At 70.1% G+C, this 15,632-nt stretch carries 14 protein-coding genes and 1 pseudogene; 7 read left to right on the forward strand and 8 right to left on the reverse strand.

Features of this window, described 5'->3' with window-relative positions; genetic code table 11:
• The first annotated feature begins 122 nt into the window (after nucleotides 1–122).
• On the forward strand, nucleotides 123–1,361 hold the full coding sequence (locus EKH77_RS31400) for a HEAT repeat domain-containing protein (RefSeq protein WP_126917566.1): 1,239 nt from the start codon (nucleotides 123–125) through the stop codon (nucleotides 1,359–1,361).
• A gap of 84 nt (nucleotides 1,362–1,445) precedes the next feature.
• Here the strand turns inward: EKH77_RS31400 and EKH77_RS33255 are convergent, their stop codons facing one another.
• Together EKH77_RS33255 and EKH77_RS34925 are read right to left on the reverse strand one after the other, a co-directional pair.
• The gene (locus tag EKH77_RS33255) at nucleotides 1,446–1,973 is read right to left on the reverse strand and encodes a hypothetical protein (RefSeq protein WP_276319251.1); all 528 of its coding nucleotides are present in this window, start codon (nucleotides 1,971–1,973) and stop codon (nucleotides 1,446–1,448) included.
• A 370-nt stretch (nucleotides 1,974–2,343) separates the two neighbouring features.
• Nucleotides 2,344–2,526, reverse strand: a complete 183-nt coding sequence (locus EKH77_RS34925) for a transposase (RefSeq protein WP_358219332.1) — start codon at nucleotides 2,524–2,526, stop codon at nucleotides 2,344–2,346.
• Between the two features lie 82 nt (nucleotides 2,527–2,608).
• On the opposite strand from EKH77_RS34925, the gene vph reads away from it, so the two are divergent.
• Nucleotides 2,609–3,466: a viomycin phosphotransferase gene (gene vph / locus EKH77_RS31415; protein ID WP_126917568.1), complete on the forward strand. Its 858-nt coding sequence runs from the start codon at nucleotides 2,609–2,611 to the stop codon at nucleotides 3,464–3,466.
• A 627-nt stretch (nucleotides 3,467–4,093) separates the two neighbouring features.
• Here vph and EKH77_RS31420 read toward each other — a convergent pair.
• Together EKH77_RS31420 and EKH77_RS31425 are read right to left on the reverse strand one after the other, a co-directional pair.
• On the reverse strand, nucleotides 4,094–5,023 hold the full coding sequence (locus tag EKH77_RS31420) for an aminoglycoside phosphotransferase family protein (protein ID WP_126917569.1): 930 nt from the start codon (nucleotides 5,021–5,023) through the stop codon (nucleotides 4,094–4,096).
• An 80-nt stretch (nucleotides 5,024–5,103) separates the two neighbouring features.
• Nucleotides 5,104–7,107, reverse strand: a complete 2,004-nt coding sequence (locus EKH77_RS31425; protein ID WP_126917570.1) for a PE-PGRS family protein — start codon at nucleotides 7,105–7,107, stop codon at nucleotides 5,104–5,106.
• Between the two features lie 88 nt (nucleotides 7,108–7,195).
• On the opposite strand from EKH77_RS31425, the gene EKH77_RS31430 reads away from it, so the two are divergent.
• Both EKH77_RS31430 and EKH77_RS31435 read left to right on the forward strand, forming a co-directional pair.
• On the forward strand, nucleotides 7,196–8,014 hold the full coding sequence (locus EKH77_RS31430; RefSeq protein ID WP_126917571.1) for a hypothetical protein: 819 nt from the start codon (nucleotides 7,196–7,198) through the stop codon (nucleotides 8,012–8,014).
• A 619-nt stretch (nucleotides 8,015–8,633) separates the two neighbouring features.
• Nucleotides 8,634–9,584 carry an SDR family NAD(P)-dependent oxidoreductase gene (locus tag EKH77_RS31435; protein WP_126917572.1) on the forward strand — a complete coding sequence of 317 codons (951 nt, stop codon included), beginning with the start codon at nucleotides 8,634–8,636 and terminating at the stop codon, nucleotides 9,582–9,584.
• 68 nt (nucleotides 9,585–9,652) lie between these two features.
• Here the strand turns inward: EKH77_RS31435 and EKH77_RS31440 are convergent, their stop codons facing one another.
• Entirely contained in the window at nucleotides 9,653–9,955 is a 303-nt protein-coding gene (locus EKH77_RS31440) for a hypothetical protein (RefSeq protein WP_126917573.1), read from the reverse strand.
• Between the two features lie 482 nt (nucleotides 9,956–10,437).
• On the opposite strand from EKH77_RS31440, the gene EKH77_RS31445 reads away from it, so the two are divergent.
• Nucleotides 10,438–11,544, forward strand: coding sequence for an FAD-dependent oxidoreductase (locus EKH77_RS31445; RefSeq protein ID WP_126917574.1), 1,107 nt, complete (start codon nucleotides 10,438–10,440; stop codon nucleotides 11,542–11,544).
• A 65-nt stretch (nucleotides 11,545–11,609) separates the two neighbouring features.
• A pseudogene (locus tag EKH77_RS31450) lies at nucleotides 11,610–12,088 on the forward strand (IS5 family transposase); the annotation flags it as partial.
• A 216-nt stretch (nucleotides 12,089–12,304) separates the two neighbouring features.
• Here the strand turns inward: EKH77_RS31450 and EKH77_RS31460 are convergent.
• Nucleotides 12,305–13,141, reverse strand: coding sequence for a hypothetical protein (locus EKH77_RS31460; protein ID WP_240667643.1), 837 nt, complete (start codon nucleotides 13,139–13,141; stop codon nucleotides 12,305–12,307).
• A 127-nt stretch (nucleotides 13,142–13,268) separates the two neighbouring features.
• Nucleotides 13,269–14,006 carry an SDR family oxidoreductase gene (locus EKH77_RS31465; RefSeq protein WP_126917575.1) on the reverse strand — a complete coding sequence of 246 codons (738 nt, stop codon included), beginning with the start codon at nucleotides 14,004–14,006 and terminating at the stop codon, nucleotides 13,269–13,271.
• Nucleotides 14,007–14,170: 164 nt separating this feature from the next.
• Here EKH77_RS31465 and EKH77_RS31470 point away from each other — a divergent pair, with 164 nt between their 5' ends.
• Nucleotides 14,171–15,001, forward strand: a complete 831-nt coding sequence (locus EKH77_RS31470) for a helix-turn-helix transcriptional regulator (protein ID WP_126918414.1) — start codon at nucleotides 14,171–14,173, stop codon at nucleotides 14,999–15,001.
• A 105-nt stretch (nucleotides 15,002–15,106) separates the two neighbouring features.
• On the opposite strand, the gene EKH77_RS31475 is transcribed toward EKH77_RS31470, so the two are convergent.
• Complete coding sequence (locus tag EKH77_RS31475; protein ID WP_126917576.1) at nucleotides 15,107–15,583, reverse strand: polyketide cyclase; 477 nt, start codon at nucleotides 15,581–15,583, stop codon at nucleotides 15,107–15,109.
• Between the last annotated feature and the right edge of the window lie 49 nt (nucleotides 15,584–15,632).

Here is a 15,632-nt window from a genome sequence, read left to right on the forward strand (position 1 = left end):
ACTGGACCGTCCGGCCGCGCGCCGCAAACGACGTCCGAGCCCGGACGCTGCGCCCGGCGCGGGCTGACCGCAAGGCGCGCTTGGCCCTCATCTTCGAAAGGCTCCCCCCACTCCCTGTGCACATGGCTTCCCCTGAACACCCGCTCCTCGCGGCCGTCCGCAACAGCGACACCACGGCAGTGGCCGCCCTGCTCCAGGAGGAGTACGGCACCCCTCACGCACGCGGCCCGCACGCCGCAGCCGCCCTGCGCCTGGCCGCGGATGCCCTCGACCACCGGATCCTCGATGCCCTGCTGAAGCTGGCCGGTCCCGACGCGCTGGACTTGGACGGCGTCGACGCCGACGGCCGCACGCCGCTGCTGCGCGCCGTGGACCGCGGTGCCTACGACATCGCCACCGCCCTGCACTTCGCCGGCGCCGACCCCCGGGTCACGGACCGCGAGGGCCGCGACGCCCTCGCACTGGCCCGCCACTGGCACACGATCGGCACCGGAGCGGGGATCTACCGGCGGACCGTACGCGACGGCGACGGCGAGATCTGCCGCGAGCTGGTGATCGGCGGGCGGACTGTCCGCGACGGCCACACCGCGATCCTCACCCACCTGGAATGGTGCTGCGGAATCGCCACGCCCTTCGCCGAACTGCTGGACCGCGCCATGACCGAGCCCGAGGTCGACCACCCGGTGTGGGGAGCGACCGTCGTCGCGGCCGCCGGACGCAAGGGCCTGGCACTGCCGCCCGTCTGGGACGCCGCAGCCGCCCTTCGGCACCACCCCGACCCGTTGGCGCGCTATTTCGGAGCGGACGTGCTGCGCTGCGTCAACCTCTACGACGAAAGCGGTGAGGACGAGGAGTCTCCTTTCGACACCCCGCTCGTCGACCTCTTCCTGCCCTGGGCGGAGCAGGAGAAGGACCCCCGTGTGATGCGGCCTCTGACCGCCGGACTGGCCGGCGCGATGGACCCCCGCGCCGAGGGGCCGCTGCCCGCTCTCACCCGTTATCCCGACGCCCAGGTGCGGTCCTGGGCGGTCGGCGGCCTGCACTGGCAGGTCCAGCAGGCGGACCCCGAGGCCCTGGCCGCCGTCCTGGCCTGCACCCGGGACACGGACGCCCAGGTCCGCGAAGGCGCCTGCCGGGCCCTCCTGCGGGCCCGGACCGACGACCCGGCCCCCTGCGACGCCTTGGCCGCCTGCCTCTCCGACTCCGAGGAGGCCGTACGCGTCACCGCCGCGGTGCAGCTGGCTCTGCGCGACGACCACCGTGGTGACGCACTGCTGGACGCCCTCGACGGCACCGTCGACCGGACGTCGCCGTACTACTGGCCGCTGCAGGACGTGTGGCGGCACCGCCAGAACCAGTGAGCCAGGACCGGTGTGTCCGCTGCCTTCACCAATGGAATGCGCCATCGGGCCGCTTTCGCTGGGCACTGAAACGGCCGTCGATGACTACGGGACCCGTCGACGGACTCCCGCCACAGCCGACGGCTTCAGCCTCGGCATGCCCGGCCACGTCGCCCAGCGCAGCGTTGCTGCGGCCTCGGGCGGCAGCAGCCCCGCGCCGATGAGAACCGCCCGGCCTGCCTGCTGTCCGGCAATCTTGTAGCCGAGCTCGCAGGAGTCCACGTCGTGGAAGCTGCCGTCGGTGACCAGCACAGCGGCGGCAACCCCGCCGAGGCCCTCCCACGGGCCCTCCTTCAACCACGGGAGGTACTCCGAGGGCAGTCGGCGCTCCGGCAGCAGGCTGAGCAACTCCAGGCCGCCGTCGGGGCCTGGCGGCTCGAAGTCCGCCACGATGTGCGCGTACGGCCCACAGGCACCCGCGTGCTCGCTCTCGCTGGTGTGGCCGTGGCCACACCGGCCCAAGCCGACGGCCCAGTCCAGACCATTGTCTGCGGGGCGATCGGCGACGTCAGCGACCAGTTCGTCCCCCCCGTGTGCGACAACTGACCGGCCGAGGAGGCACAGCGTGTTCACTGCGCTTCGCAGGGTGCTGACCGGGACGGTTGTGGCAGGGCTGGCGCGAACGGCGGTTGTGGCGTGATGAGTACGCTTTGCCGCCGCTCAGGTGTTCCGGGCCTGGTGCGCGGATGGCCACCGTTAGGGCGGGGCACGCGAATACGTTCCAGAACCGGGAACATCTGCGGGGCATCGCCCCACTGCCCAGGCGCGATCAGCATGGCCAACGGCCGGAGTCCGCCCTCACCTGCCAGGTGAATCTTCGTCGTCAGGCCACCGCGGGAACGACCGAGGGTCTCATCCGCACGGTGCCGCATGGGCTGGGCGTGCTTGCCAGGTTTCCACGGCGCCTGCTTGCGCGCGCCGGCTGCGGCCTTTCGTATCGGCATCAGCCTGGACAACCCGGAAGATCCTCTCCCATGTCCCGTCCGCGGACCAGCGCCGATGCCAGTCGTAACAGGTTCTGCCGGCTCCCGAACCTCCTTGGAAGGTCCCGCCATGGGATGCCAGTCCGTATACGGAACAAGATCCCGCTGATGACTTCCCGGTGGTCCTTCCACCGTCCGCTCACTACAGGTGTCGCAGCATGTCATGTTCGATCGGATGCGTCGTCATACCTCGGAACCGGTAACCGTAAGGAGAAAGCGCTCGTCATGGACGTTCTCGAGAAGTACCGCGTGTTGCTGGAGCGGCTGCTGCCCGGTGACAGGCCCGACGAGTGGGTCGTGCACCAAGGGCAGTTCCACCATGTAGTGATCGGCGCCGAGCGGGTCGTGTGCTTCGCCCGCACCGAGGCCGCCGCGGCCCGGCTGCCCGAGCGGGCCGCCGTGCTGCGCGCCCTGGCCGGCATCGACCTCGGCTTCCGTACCCCCGAGCCGTTGGACGAGGGCGCCGCGTCGGTCGGCGTCCCGGCCTACCTGGTGCTCAGCCGCATCCCCGGCGCCCCGCTGGAGGAGGACGCCCTCGCCGCCCCCGGCGTGGCCGTGGCGGTCGCCCGGCAGTACGCCACCCTGCTGGCCGGGCTCGCCGCGGCGGGTGCCGACGACAAGGTGCGCGCGGCCCTGCCGGAGGCACCGGAGGGGGAGTGGCGGGAGTTCGCGGACGGTGTCCGCGCGGAGCTCTTCCCGCTGATGTCCCCCGCCGGCCGCGAGCGGGCCGAGCGGGAACTGGCCGCCCTCGGCGACCTCCCGCACCTCACCGCTGCCGTCGTGCATGGCGACCTCGGCGGCGAGAACGTTCTGTGGGAGACCGCCGACGGGCTGCCCCGGCTGAGCGGCGTTGTCGACTGGGACGGGATCTCCCTCGGCGACCCCGCCGAGGACCTCGCCGCCATCGGTGCCGGCTACGGCGAGGAACTCCTCCGGCAGGTCCTCGCCCTGCGCGGGGCGGACGAGGGCGTGAGCGGGCGCATCGCCGCCATCCGCGGCACCTTCGCCCTCCAACAGGCCCTCTACGCACGGCGCGACGGTGACGAGGAGGAACTGGCGGACGGCCTGACCGGCTACCGCTGAGCCCATGTCGTCGCTCACCCATCAACGCCGGCCGCTCTCGGGCAGGGCGGACAGCGGGTGTCGTGGAAGGGGAAGCGACGGGACAGGACACCGGGATCGTCGACGTTCATGGGTCTCTGGCGGCAATCAGTTGATGGGGTGTCAGGCCGCTGTGATTTCCCGCCACCGGCGTTTTTCAACCCGCATCCCCAGAAGCCACAATCGATCGCTGTCGACGTCCTCCTCGCCTGGGAGTACCTCATCTGGCGACCCGGACGCGTGAGCGGCGCGCGCTCATCCGGTCGAGTGCCCCGCGCTCTCTACGGGCAGTAGAACCGGAAGGAGGAAATTTTGTCGTTGTTGTACGCCTTGGAGGTCCCGGAGGCGTTGTCACCCTTCAGGCCCCACTGCCAGGGCGGTGCGTAATCCAGGTCGGAAGGGTGGAGTTCTCCGCTGGGCTCTCGCCGTCCCCGAAGACGCCCTCCGCTTCCGCGAGGGCTCGGCGGTCTACGGAGTCGAGGCGCTCCCGGTCACCTGGTGAGGACCGGCCTGGCCCCGAAGGCAGGCCGTTGCTTCCTGGCCAAGGGACCTACACAGGGTGGTCCGGCGTCTGGCCGTGCGGCGGTGTGGTGTTCGCCCATCGGCGCGTCAGGCCGTGCCGAACCATGCCTCGGCCAGGGCGGGTAGCGTCCCTGTGGTGGGTACGGGCAGTTCCCGCAGATACCGGGGGAGATCGCTGTACACGTGCAGCAAGGTGTACGCGAGCAGCTCGTCCGGCGCGAACGCGTGGCCGTATGCCGTGGCGAGGCGGGTCTGCAGCGCGGGTTCGCCCTGGTTGACGAATAGGCCGACGGCGACGAAGTCGTAGGCGCGGTCGCCGACCATGGCCGGTTCGAAGTCGAAGAGGCCGGTCAGTCGCCAACCATCCGCATCGACATCGACGAGCACGTGCTGGCGCATGACCTCGGTGTGCAGCAGGGAACGGCGCGGGGCCCGGGGCAGCGGGACCGAGTCCAGGAACTCCGGGATCTGCTCCAGCCAGGCCGCCGGCAGCCCGCGGGTGCGCTGCTGCTCCACGGCGCATTCGCGCCGGCGGTCCAGGAAGGCGCCCCAGTCCCCGGGGCCGAGCACGTCCTCCAGGGGGCCGGGATCGAGGGAGTGGAGCACGGCGAGCGCCTCGCCGATCCCGGCGACGAGCCGTTCGCGATCGGCCGGCGGTATGCGGTCCCAGCAGTGGGCCAGGCTCTCGCCGGGCAGCCGGGACATCAGGACGTACCGCCAGCCGTTCTCGTACGGGCCGCAGGCGCGCACGCGCGGCGTCGCGACGGGCAGCCGCCCTTCCACGTGCGACAGCACCCGCCCTTCGGCGACGCCGTCCCGGGCGGCGGCTCCGGGGAACAACTTGAGGACGTGCTCGTCGCCCACCGCATAGACCGGCTGCGTCCCTTCCGGGAACCGGACGAGCGGCGCGCCGGCCAGACCGAGGCGCCCGCAGAGGTCCTCCACCGCAGGCCGCATCACCGACTCGTCCGGCACGACCGCATCCCACTGTTCGTCTGTCTCCACCGGCGGCAGCATGGCCAGGACCGTACGGGGTGGGGCCGCGTGAGCACCATGGAATTTCGCCGGGCCCGGGCCCACCACGTGGATCCAGTGCTTCACCCAGCGAGACACCGCACCATTTGCCCCATGACCTCGGCCGGCAGGGATGGATTGGCCGCTGCGGTCTCGGCGGTCTCGCCGTCGCGCAGGAGCCGGCACAGGACGCGCGCGGGCAGGCGGGGGTGCAGCGCCGCCGCCCGGCGTACGGTCTCGCACGGGTCGTCGAGGAGCCACACCGCGGCTGCTGAGGTCAGGCGCGGATCTTCCGCCGCCCGCAGTCGCACCTCCTCGGCCTTGTCGCGGCTGAACCGTTCGACGAGTTCCGTGCTCGAGGCGGGGTCGTCGAGTGCCAGCCGGCGCGTGCGGGGATCCGGGTCGTCGACATACCGGAGGAGTCCATGACGGGGGAAGTTGGGGTGGCCGCGCGGCCGGTCGGGGTGGCTGAGGCTGCCGGTCCACCAGCGCCACACGCGCAGCAGCATGTCGGCTGGGGCGTCGTCGCAGGATTCGGCGAGGAAGAGCTGGACGACGCGGTCCTCGTCCCGGGCGAGCAGCGCCACGACGTCCTCGGGGAGCCGCTCGGCGCGGGCCACGCTTCTGCGCACGAGCGGGTGGGAGGAGGCGGCCAGGCGGCGCATGGCCTCGGGATCGTGGTGGAGCGCCACCACCCAGTCAAGGGCGTGGAACCGGGCACGCGGGTCGATTTCGATGCGGATGTCCGCCCGCTGTGCTTCGGTGAGGTCGGGCCGTAGGGAAACGCGGTACCGGACGTCGTCGTCGGGGTCGCGGGCGAGCAGGGCGGTGAGGTCCGGGTCCAGGTGGGGGTTGTCCGCGAGCATGCGGCGCTCGTCCGCGTGGCCCTGGCGGGCCAGAGTCTCGGCGAGGTCCCGGTCGAGGCGGCAGCGCCGCAGCGCCTCGGCCCCGAGGGCTGGGAGCTCCTCACTTTCGAAGGCTGCTCGGGTCAGTGGGTGTTCTTCATGATGTCGCTGCAGGGCTGCGGTGCGGGCTTCGGGGTTGGTGTCGTCGAGCAGACTCTGGCGGGCGGGGTCGTTCAGGTATGGCCAGGCCGGTCGGCAGGCCGATGCCCGGACGGTGGGCTCGGGGTCCGTGGCCAGGGCCGTCAGGAGATGGGCGGGCATGCCCTTGAGGCGGGCGGCTTCCGCGCGGGTCCGCGCGGCGGGGTCCGCGGCGAGCTGCTCGTATGCGGGGCCGGTGAGCTCTTCGCGGCGGTCCACTGCGAGCGTCGCGAGGATCCAGCGCCGCCTGGGGTCCTGTTCGATGAGGACGAGGCGCGTCCACTGCTCGGGCGTGACGGTGGGCCGGGCCTCCGCGAACAGGCCGCGCACCCGCCACTCCGGGTGCGCGAGCCCGGCGTCCACGACTGACGGCGGCAGGTCCCGGCGCCAGGGCAGGTGGTGCGAGTGGCCGAGCAGCCCCTGCAGAACGTCTTCGGAGGCCGCCGGGCTGCGGGAAAGGCCCAGCGCCCACAGCTGGGCAAGACGCTTCACGAGGCCGGGGCCAGGGCTGTTGAAGAGTGACGCCCAGGCCGCGTCCCGTTCCTGCGGAGTCTCCCGGGCCGCAGCCTCCGCGGCCGCCAGGCGTCGCCGACCGAGCCCCTCCACGGCGATGAGCCAGACCTCGTACTCCTCGGTCGTCACCCCCAGCAGGGTGTTCCTGTCGGCCGAGAGCGTGACGAACTCCGGCTGCCCGGGACGTTCGCCCAGCACTCCGGCCAGATCCCACCGCGCGGCGAGCCGGACGCGGGTCCAGCCATGAGCTGCGGGCCCTTGTCGGCTCCCCGCGACGTTGACCAGGAACGCACCATCGGTGCCGATGACGCCCCGCTCGGTCGCGAGCCGATGCCACTGGGCGTTGAGCTCCGCAACCAGGTCGGCGCGGTCCCGATGGACGGCGACGCTGGGAACGGCGTCCGCTGCGATGACGGGCCGCCAGGCGGCCCGGGGCCACAGGACGTCCTCGACGGGCTTTGCCTCCTCCGCCTCCAACCCGGCGCGGGCGAGCAACTGTGCGAATGTGGCGTCTTCTGTTCCCCCTGACATGGGAGGTCATTCTGCCTGAGGGCCGTGCAAGGCCCCGCACGGAAAATTCGTACGGACCGGGCGCCGCTGAATGGCAAGATCTCGTCGCATGCCCGAGATATTCGAGATATCCGCACTGTGGCCGCTTACATCGTCGAACGAAGCCGACTGGCTGGCTGAGCTGACCGGCGACGCGCACGGGGTGACCGGCTTCCACACGCCGGACCACCCCGACGGCGCATGGGTGCTGAACGCCATGTACGAGCACGAGCTCGGCCCCGGCAGCCTCTCCCACGACGAACTGCGCCGCATCGGTGAGGAAGCCCGCGGAGACACGGGTCCCGTCGTCATCGGCGGGCACGACCTGAGCTTCCTCCGGGGGCGGGGCGTGGCCACCGGCGGTGGCTTGGGGCACGCCGAGCGCCCGGGGCCGGAATACCGCCGGCTTCGCTGGGCGGAGCTCGCCCGGCGCACGGGCGGCCCGGTGGTCCGGGACGGATACCTCCCCTCGTACCGCAGCTCGCCGGACGGGCGGCTGCCGGACGGCAGCTGGCCCGTGGGCATCGAGCCGCCCACCGAAGGAGCCCTCGACCGGCCGACCTGGAACCGGCTGATCGAGCTCCTCGTCGACCACAGCCCGGCGGGCCCGGACACCGTGTGCTTCGCCTTCTACAACCCGCTGCTCACCGTGGAATACGACTTCGACAACCACCGGGTCCTTCGGGGCCGGCTGGGCGATGCGTGGCGCCTCTACGACCACCCGGACTACGAATCGACCCCGTCCAACCTCTGGCCGGAGGGACGGTCGTGGGCGACCTACACGGACTGGGATCTGTGGGGTACGAAGGTCTCGGGCCCGGCCGGGCTGATCGAGGCGCTGCTCGGCGACGAGGAGATCGAGGCGGTACGGCTCCCTTGGGACTCCTGAGGGCGGGGTTTACGCCTGAGCCGGGTTGTAGATGGTGAGGACGACCCCGCGCCCGGTCAGGTGTTCTTGGGGTCGCGGGCTCGCCGGCGAGTGGCTTCCGATCAGCAGACGGCGGCGTAGTTCGCGGGCGATATGCCGACGTCGTCGGGCAGGTCCGGGCCCGCTGCGGCGTGTGTGAGTACGGTGTGGGCCGGGTTTCAGGTACCGAGGATCGAGGCGCTCTCGCGGCGGAGCCAGTCCTTGCCGGTGTAGCGATGGGTGCAGGCTGCAGCGTATGGGGAGTCGGGTGGGGTCAGGGCGACGGCGTTGAGGTCGGGTCTGTGGTCGTCGCCGGGGCGGGTGTGGGCGTGCTTGGTGAACGGGCCGACCTTGATGGCGACGTCCCTGCCTTGGCTCGGTGCCCAGGGCTCGGGGTTCCTGAACGCGGTGAGTATGGTGCGGAGGTTGTTGACGGCGGCTTGGCGGCCATGGGCTGGCCCCGCGTCGGCGGGATATCGGCCCTACGGCAGGACTGTCGGTGATCCACAGGCGTTGTGTCGGTGGCCGCTGGAACTGTGGGTGTCGAGTTACCCAAGCAAACAGCCGCAGCCGCCTTCAACAGCAAGGGAGTCCCATCGCGATGTTGTCCATATCGCCCGCCCCACCTTGGAGTGTCCAACGGCTGCCCGGTGCCGATGGCCGCGTCTTCCTGGTCACCGGCGGCAACGCCGGCATCGGGTACTTCGTCGCGGAGCAGTTGTCGGCAACCGGAGCCACCGTCGTGCTCGGCAGCCGGAATCCCGCCAAGGCCGAAGTGGCCATGGCCTCGATCCGTGCGCGTGTCCCCGGTTCGCGGGTGCGGGCCTTACGGCTGGACCTCGCCGACCTCTCGTCGCTCGCAACAGCGGTGGAATCGCTGGAAGTGGAGCGCCTTGACGCGGTCGTCCTCAACGCAGGCGTCGCGCTCGACGACCCGCCGCGCAAGGAGACCGGGGACGGTCACGAGCTCATGTTCGGCACGAACCACCTCGGGCACTTCGCCTTGACCCAGTGGCTGATGCCGCTGCTGTCGGCCGCGCCGGCGGCCCGCGTTGTGACCATGGGCAGCTTCGCGGCGAAGTCCGAGCGGCTCGACCTGGACGACCTGCAGTCCCGGAAGGACTACCGACCCAAGCGCACCTACGGCCGCTCCAAGTTGGCACAGATGTACTTCGGCCTCGAACTCGACCGCCGCCTGCGCGCTGCCGGCAGTACGGTGGCCAGCGTGGTGGTCCATCCCGGCGGTGCGTTGGACTCCCTCACCCCGTCACGGCCACCGGTCCATGTGCGAACCGCTGGCGCACGGCTGAGCGCGGCACCCGCGGCCCTCCTCGTCCAGGGCAAGCACGCCGGCGCATGGCCCGCGGTCCGAGCGGTGCTCGACCCGGCCGTGCGTGGCGGCCAGCTGTGGGGTCCGCGCGTCTTCGGCCTGCGCGGCGAGCCCCGACGCGAACCGGTGTGGGACCACCTCGCCGATCCCTGCATCGCGGCGCGGTTGTGGGACGCGAGCTGCGATCTGACCGGCGCCGACCTCAGCACCATCTCCGGATAGCTCAGGCCCGCGTGTGTTGGTCAACAGCGTGGAAGGAGTGTGGATGCCAGTCGTCGAGACCGAGAACGTCACAGGTGACTGGGCTGCTGGGCCGTGCAGGCGATCGCGGACGTCCGGCTGGTGAGCTCGGCCATGAGGCGAGCACTCTCGCCGAGCCAGCCGTTGGAACGGGCCTCGGTGATGCGCTCACGGAGGTTGCGGATGATCTCGATGGGGCGGGGCCGCTGCTGCGGATCGAGCTGGAGCGCAGGGCAACAGGTGCGGGCGTGTTCGTGCCGGCAGGGGTCCCGTAGGGCTGCCGACCAGGTCCGCGCCCGCAGGTAGACGCCGGACAGCGAACGACGGCTGCGCCAACAGGGCTGGCGGCTCACAGAGCTGCGGGCTGTGGACGCCGAAGAGATCGCCTGGCTCAGGGGCCGATGTCGAGGAGCTGGTCGGCGCCCTGCACCAGTCAATGATGGAGAACCGGGTGCTGTGGCGGAAACTGTCCGAAGGCGCTGGTGTCATCCGGGTATTGCCGCAGCCGAGGAACGGCCACTCCACACAACCGGAGTCGTCCGCTTCAATCTGCTCGATGTCCGGGCTGTCGGAGGTGAGTTCGAGACTCGCCTTGCGCTGGGCGGCGGACAGGAACGCCATCGACTCCTGGAATGGATCAAGCCGCCAAGCGGGGCCGTCGGGGCCGCGCGCGGTGCTGTCGCCGGGAGCGGGGCCTGCGGTGTGACGGGCTGGAGTTGAGGAGCGTGCCTTGTGTATCGAGGGCGCGGCGGTGCAGTGCCGGTTGCGGCCGCGTGGGTATCACTGGGGTGTCGGTGGAGATTCCACGGGCGCACTGTCTCAAAAGGGGTTGACCATGCGTGTTCTGATCATCGGTGCCGGGCTGGCCGGCCCGTGTCTCGCTCATGGTCTGCGTCGGCACGGCCATGACGTCCGGCTCTTCGAGCGGGATGCCGCCATCGACGCCCGCGCGCAGGGTTACCGGATCCACATCAACGACGATGGCGATGCGGCGCTGCGCACGTGGTTGCCCGCGGAGGCGTACGAGCAGGCCGTTGCCACGTCCTGTGTGCCCGGTGGCGGAGTGAGTATGGCTGGGCCCGATCTGCGGGACATCGCTGAGATCGAACTTCCCCCGGGCGTCGCGGGCATCACTGTCGACCGGCTCACCCTCCGTCGGATCATGTTGCGGGATGTGATGGGCTCGACGCATTTCGGTGCCGGGTTCTCCCGCTACGAGCTGCTGGACGACGGAACCGTGCGGGTCTTCCTCACCGACGGCTCCACCGCCGAGGGTGATCTGCTGGTCGCGGCCGACGGGGTCAACTCCGGTGTCCGGCGGCAACTGTTGCCGGGCTTTCGGGTGACTGTGCAGGACAGTCGGCTGATCTACGGCCGTACGCCGCTGACCGCCCGGGCGCGGGAGTTGACGCCGCCGTCGGCGCTCGAAGGGTTCCTGGGCGTCATGGGCCCGGACGGCCGTCGCCTCGCGCTGGCCGCGCAGCGGTTCCGCCGCGACCCGGCCGGCTTCGGGCTGCCGGCGGCCGACGACTACGTCATGTGGGCCGTGACGGCACCGTCCCGAGTCTACGGTCCAGGGTTCTTCGGGCTCGATGCCGCGGACCTGCTGGAGTTGGCGGCGATAACCGTGGCGGACTGGCACCCCTCGCTGAGGGCACTGATCCGGTTGGGAGACCCCAGGTACGTCGTACCCGCGAGCATCCAGATCTCTGAACGCCCCGAGCTGTGGTCACCGGGGCCGGTGACCCTGGTCGGTGACGCGGCGCATCCGATGGCCCCCGCCGGCATCAGCGCAGGGGTTGCGATCCACGACGCGGGTCGGCTCGCTTCCCACTTAACCTCGGGCGCATCTCTGCTCGACGCCGTCCGGTCGTACGAGACGGAGATGCTTGACTACGGCTTCGCCGCGGTCGCCGCAGCCACCCGAAACCATGGAGGGTGACTCCTGAGTCGGCCGGCCCGCGTTCCGGGACAATGCCGCCGCCCTGCGCCCTCATCCATGTGGGGATCGGCCGTGCCCGTCCCGGCTCGAAGCACCACCTGGTCGTCGACCGCTACGGAACCCGCTCGCCGTCACGCTCACAAGTGGCGACCGGCACGACGTCACCCAGCTCCTGACGCTACTGGACGCCATCCCGCCGATCCGGGGCTGCGGGGACGCCCCCGCCACAAACCTCGGTGTCTGTACGCCGACCGGGGCTACGACTTCGACGTGTGCCGCCGCCTGCTGTGGAAACGCGGCATCAAACCCCTGATCACCCGACGAGACGTCGTCCACGGTTCCGGACTGGACAAGGTGCGCTGGTCGGTCGAGCGTATCTTCGCTTGGCCGCTCCAGTTCAAACGGCTCCGCACCCGCTACGAACGACTGCGCTGACCTCCACCACGGGCTGCTCGAACTGGCCTGCAGCCTGATATGTCTGCGCCGGTTCCAGCGGACAGCCAAACGCTGTGTCAATAGCGGAGGCGAGCCTCGGACCCATTGATACGCACCATGCAGTTCTTGAAGAGCTGCAACGGAGGCTGTCGACCGTCAACTGGAGCGAGGGCGAGCTCCAAGTCCTGCAACGGCTTGGCCAGGTCGACGAACCTGGCCCCATCCGGATCCGGGCCTCTGAAAGCTGCCCATGTCTCGTCCGGTCGAGGTCGCATCTTCGCAGCGCACACCCATCTGACCAAGCGTGTCATTCCGAAACGATCAGTTAATAGGCGCCGATCGACCAGAAGACGCCCACCTCGTTCTCGTTCACCGCGATCAGCCCCAGGTCGTCGAGCAGGTCGAGGCCGTTGAGGTATTCGCCGGTGAGAAAGCTGTGGGAGCGACTTCCCGAGAGACCCGACGTGAGGAAGTCCGGGGCCGGGCCGGAAGCGGCGGCCATGGCGTTGGTCCAGTAACACGCTGTGGGACCGTACCGGCCGAGAAGTGTCCGGGCATCCGCCAGCACGGCATCCCGGTCCGGACGTGAACGGACGGGCGCGGTTTCCGCCTGCCATTCCTCGGTCATGACGGCGAGCGCGGCGACCGCAGCCTCCTCGTCCAGGCGGTGCAGGATGTCGGGGAAATGCGAGGCGACCGGGGGATCGAAAGGGTAGGCGGGCATCGTGTGGCGGACGGTGTTGGTACGGTCCCAGTCGAGTCGTATCCACCCGCGGGGGTCGGGGGCTGACCGGTGCATGACGGCGAGTACGTCGTGCGCCCAGTCTTCGTGCCGGCGAGGACCGGTGGCCACAAAGGTGTAGTGGTCGTCGAGCAGCCGCAATGCCGCCGCGTTCCAGGGGCTGCGGCGGCTGCGGAACTCCGCCAGGAGGCTGCCGACCTCCAGCCGGAAGTCATCCTTCGGCTGGCGGGGGATGGTACGGAGCCGGCCGAGGGCCCAGGAAAGGAGTTCGTCGTCTTTTCCGTCGGCGTCTTCGCCGGTGGGAACGAGGGGCTCCGGGATGGGCAAGAGGGCATCCGTGCCGTCGCCGAGCGCGTCCGAGAGAGCCTCAAGGTAGGTATCGAGCAGGTCGAGTGGCGACTGGTCGGCATGCAGGATCATGGCGTCACTCTAGGCATCCGCGCTCTGGGCATCCGCCATGCCCTGATCGCTCGCGACCCGGGGAACGGGTCGGCCGAGCTTGCGTTTCGGGGCCCGGGAGTACGACGCGCCTCGAGTTGGAGCGGGGTCAGCTCTGGGCCGTGGGCCGGACGACGATCTCGTTCACGTCGACGGTCGCGGGCTGCTCGATGGCGAACGCGATGGCTCGGGCGATTGCCTCGGGCGGGATCGCGATCCGGTCCCGCATCTCCGTGATGCGTGCTCGGACCTGCGGGTTCGTCGATGCCTCGGCGAAGTCGGTCCCGACCGCGCCGGGCGAGACGGTGGTCACCCGCAGGGAGTCACCGGCCTCCTGGCGCAAGCCCTCGCAAATGGCACGGACAGCAAACTTCGTGCCTGCGTAGACTGCCATGGCTGGCACGATGCGAAACGCGGCAGTCGAAGCGATGGTGACGAAGTGACCCGTGCCCTGGGCCCGGAAGACCGGCAGCGCGGCGCCGATTCCATGCAGCACGCCCTTGACGTTGACGTCGACCATCCGGTCCCACTCGTCGACGCGTAGATCGTCCAGAGGCGAGATCGTGCCGAGCCCGGCGTTGCTGACCAGCACGTCGAGTCGGCCGAATCGCTCGCCGGCCAGTGCGACCAGGTTGTGCAGGTCATCCCGTCGTGTGACGTCCGTACGGGTCTGCACGGCCGTGCCACCCGACTTCTCGATCCGCGCCACCAGTTCCGCGAGGCGCTCGGACCGGCGCGCACCCAGGACGAGCCGCGCGCCTCGTTCGGCCAGCAGTAGCGCGGCCGCCTCGCCTATGCCACTGCTGGCTCCGGTGATCGCAACGACCTTGCCGTCGATTCCCGACATGATGTCTTCCTCATTTTCTTTCCGGATTACCGGTGGCCGGTGATGACGCAGGGCATCGGTGAAAGGCCGGGCCTCCCGCTCTGGATCCAGTCTGTGCAATGTTTAGCCTGGTATCCAGAGCCTGTTTATTCTGGAACCAGGAGTGCCATCCAGTGCCATCCACCATGCAGACGCAGCCGAATCGGCGCCGAGAGTTGGGCGCGTTCCTGCGCAGCCGCAGGGAGAGGATCACCCCTGACCAGGCCGGACTGCCGCACACCGGCCGACGGCGGACGCCGGGTCTGCGCCGGGAAGAGCTCGCGTTGCTCGCCGGGATCAGCGCCACCTGGTACACGTACCTTGAGCAGGGCCGGGACATCCGCGCCTCGGATCAGGTGCTCGACGCCCTCGCCTCGGCGCTGCGGCTCGACCGGCACGAGCGCCGTCATCTCTTCGAACTCGCCGGTCACACGGCCGCGGCCGAAACCGGAGAACCCGAGCAACTCGCCGCCGAAGTGGCAGCCGTACCTCTTCTGCTCCAGCCGCATCCGGCATACATCATCGATGGCAACTACGACGTACTCAGCCGCAATCAGGCGGCCGACGAACTGTTCCCGCACCTCACCACGGCGGTGGACCGGCCGGCGAATTTCGCCCGCTGGGTGTTCCTCGAACCTGCCGCCCGGACCGTGCTCGTCGACTGGGAGATCGAGGCACGCGGCCTGCTCGCGCGACTGAGAACGCTGGCCGGACGGCACTCGGGCGACCCCCGGTACACCCGGCTGATCGACGAGCTGAACGCAGGCAGCCCTGAAGCGCGTGCCTGGTGGCCGCAGTACGACGTGCAGGTCCGGCACGGCGGACGGAAACGGCTACGGCGCCCGGGACACGGGGTGACCGACTTCGCTTACACCGCCTTCCATCTGGCCGAACACCCGGAACAGACGCTGGTGGTCTACACGGACACGGACACGGACACCGTCACCGACCCCGACAACGGGAAATCGGCTGACTAAGCCATCGCCGGCCCCGGCGATATGTCTGCCGTGGGTCAACCGGCGGCCGGTCCGGCCCCCCAGCGGACGGCAGCAGCGGCATTGAGTACCGCGCGCTGGACGACATCACCTACCGGAGACAAGCTCGGCCAGGTGGCGCAGCGAATTGGTGAGATGCTCAGGGTCGAACGGCGGGAACTGGATGTACTCCCGGATGGACTGCGGCACTGCCGACCAGTCGTAAGTGAGTGTGACCTCGGTTTCGGACGGACCGAGCGGCACAAGGTCGTAACGCCAGATCCAGCCGCCGAACTCCAGCTGACCGTCGTCCTTCTCCTGTCCCGTCAGCCAGCCGATGGCGTGCGGCGGGTCGAGCACCTGAACCTTGTTGGCCACCTGGTAGTCACCGTTTGGGTGGTTGGCGTGGTACATGTTCATCCGGAAAATCTGCCCCACCTCGGTCAGCGGTGCCTGGTCGGCGGATTCCTGAATCCAGCCGGTGCCGTCGATCGCGGAATGGGTCGTCGGATCCGCCAGCACCGCGAACACCCCGGCGGCGGGCGCGGCGACAGTCAGGGTGGCTCTCACGTTCTCCTGGTCCACGGTGTGTGCTCCCTGTCGTCTCGTCTCGGGCTCCTCCCGTCGGCGCGGA

This window comes from Streptomyces luteoverticillatus, assembly GCF_003970715.1.
Taxonomy (GTDB): domain Bacteria; phylum Actinomycetota; class Actinomycetes; order Streptomycetales; family Streptomycetaceae; genus Streptomyces; species Streptomyces abikoensis.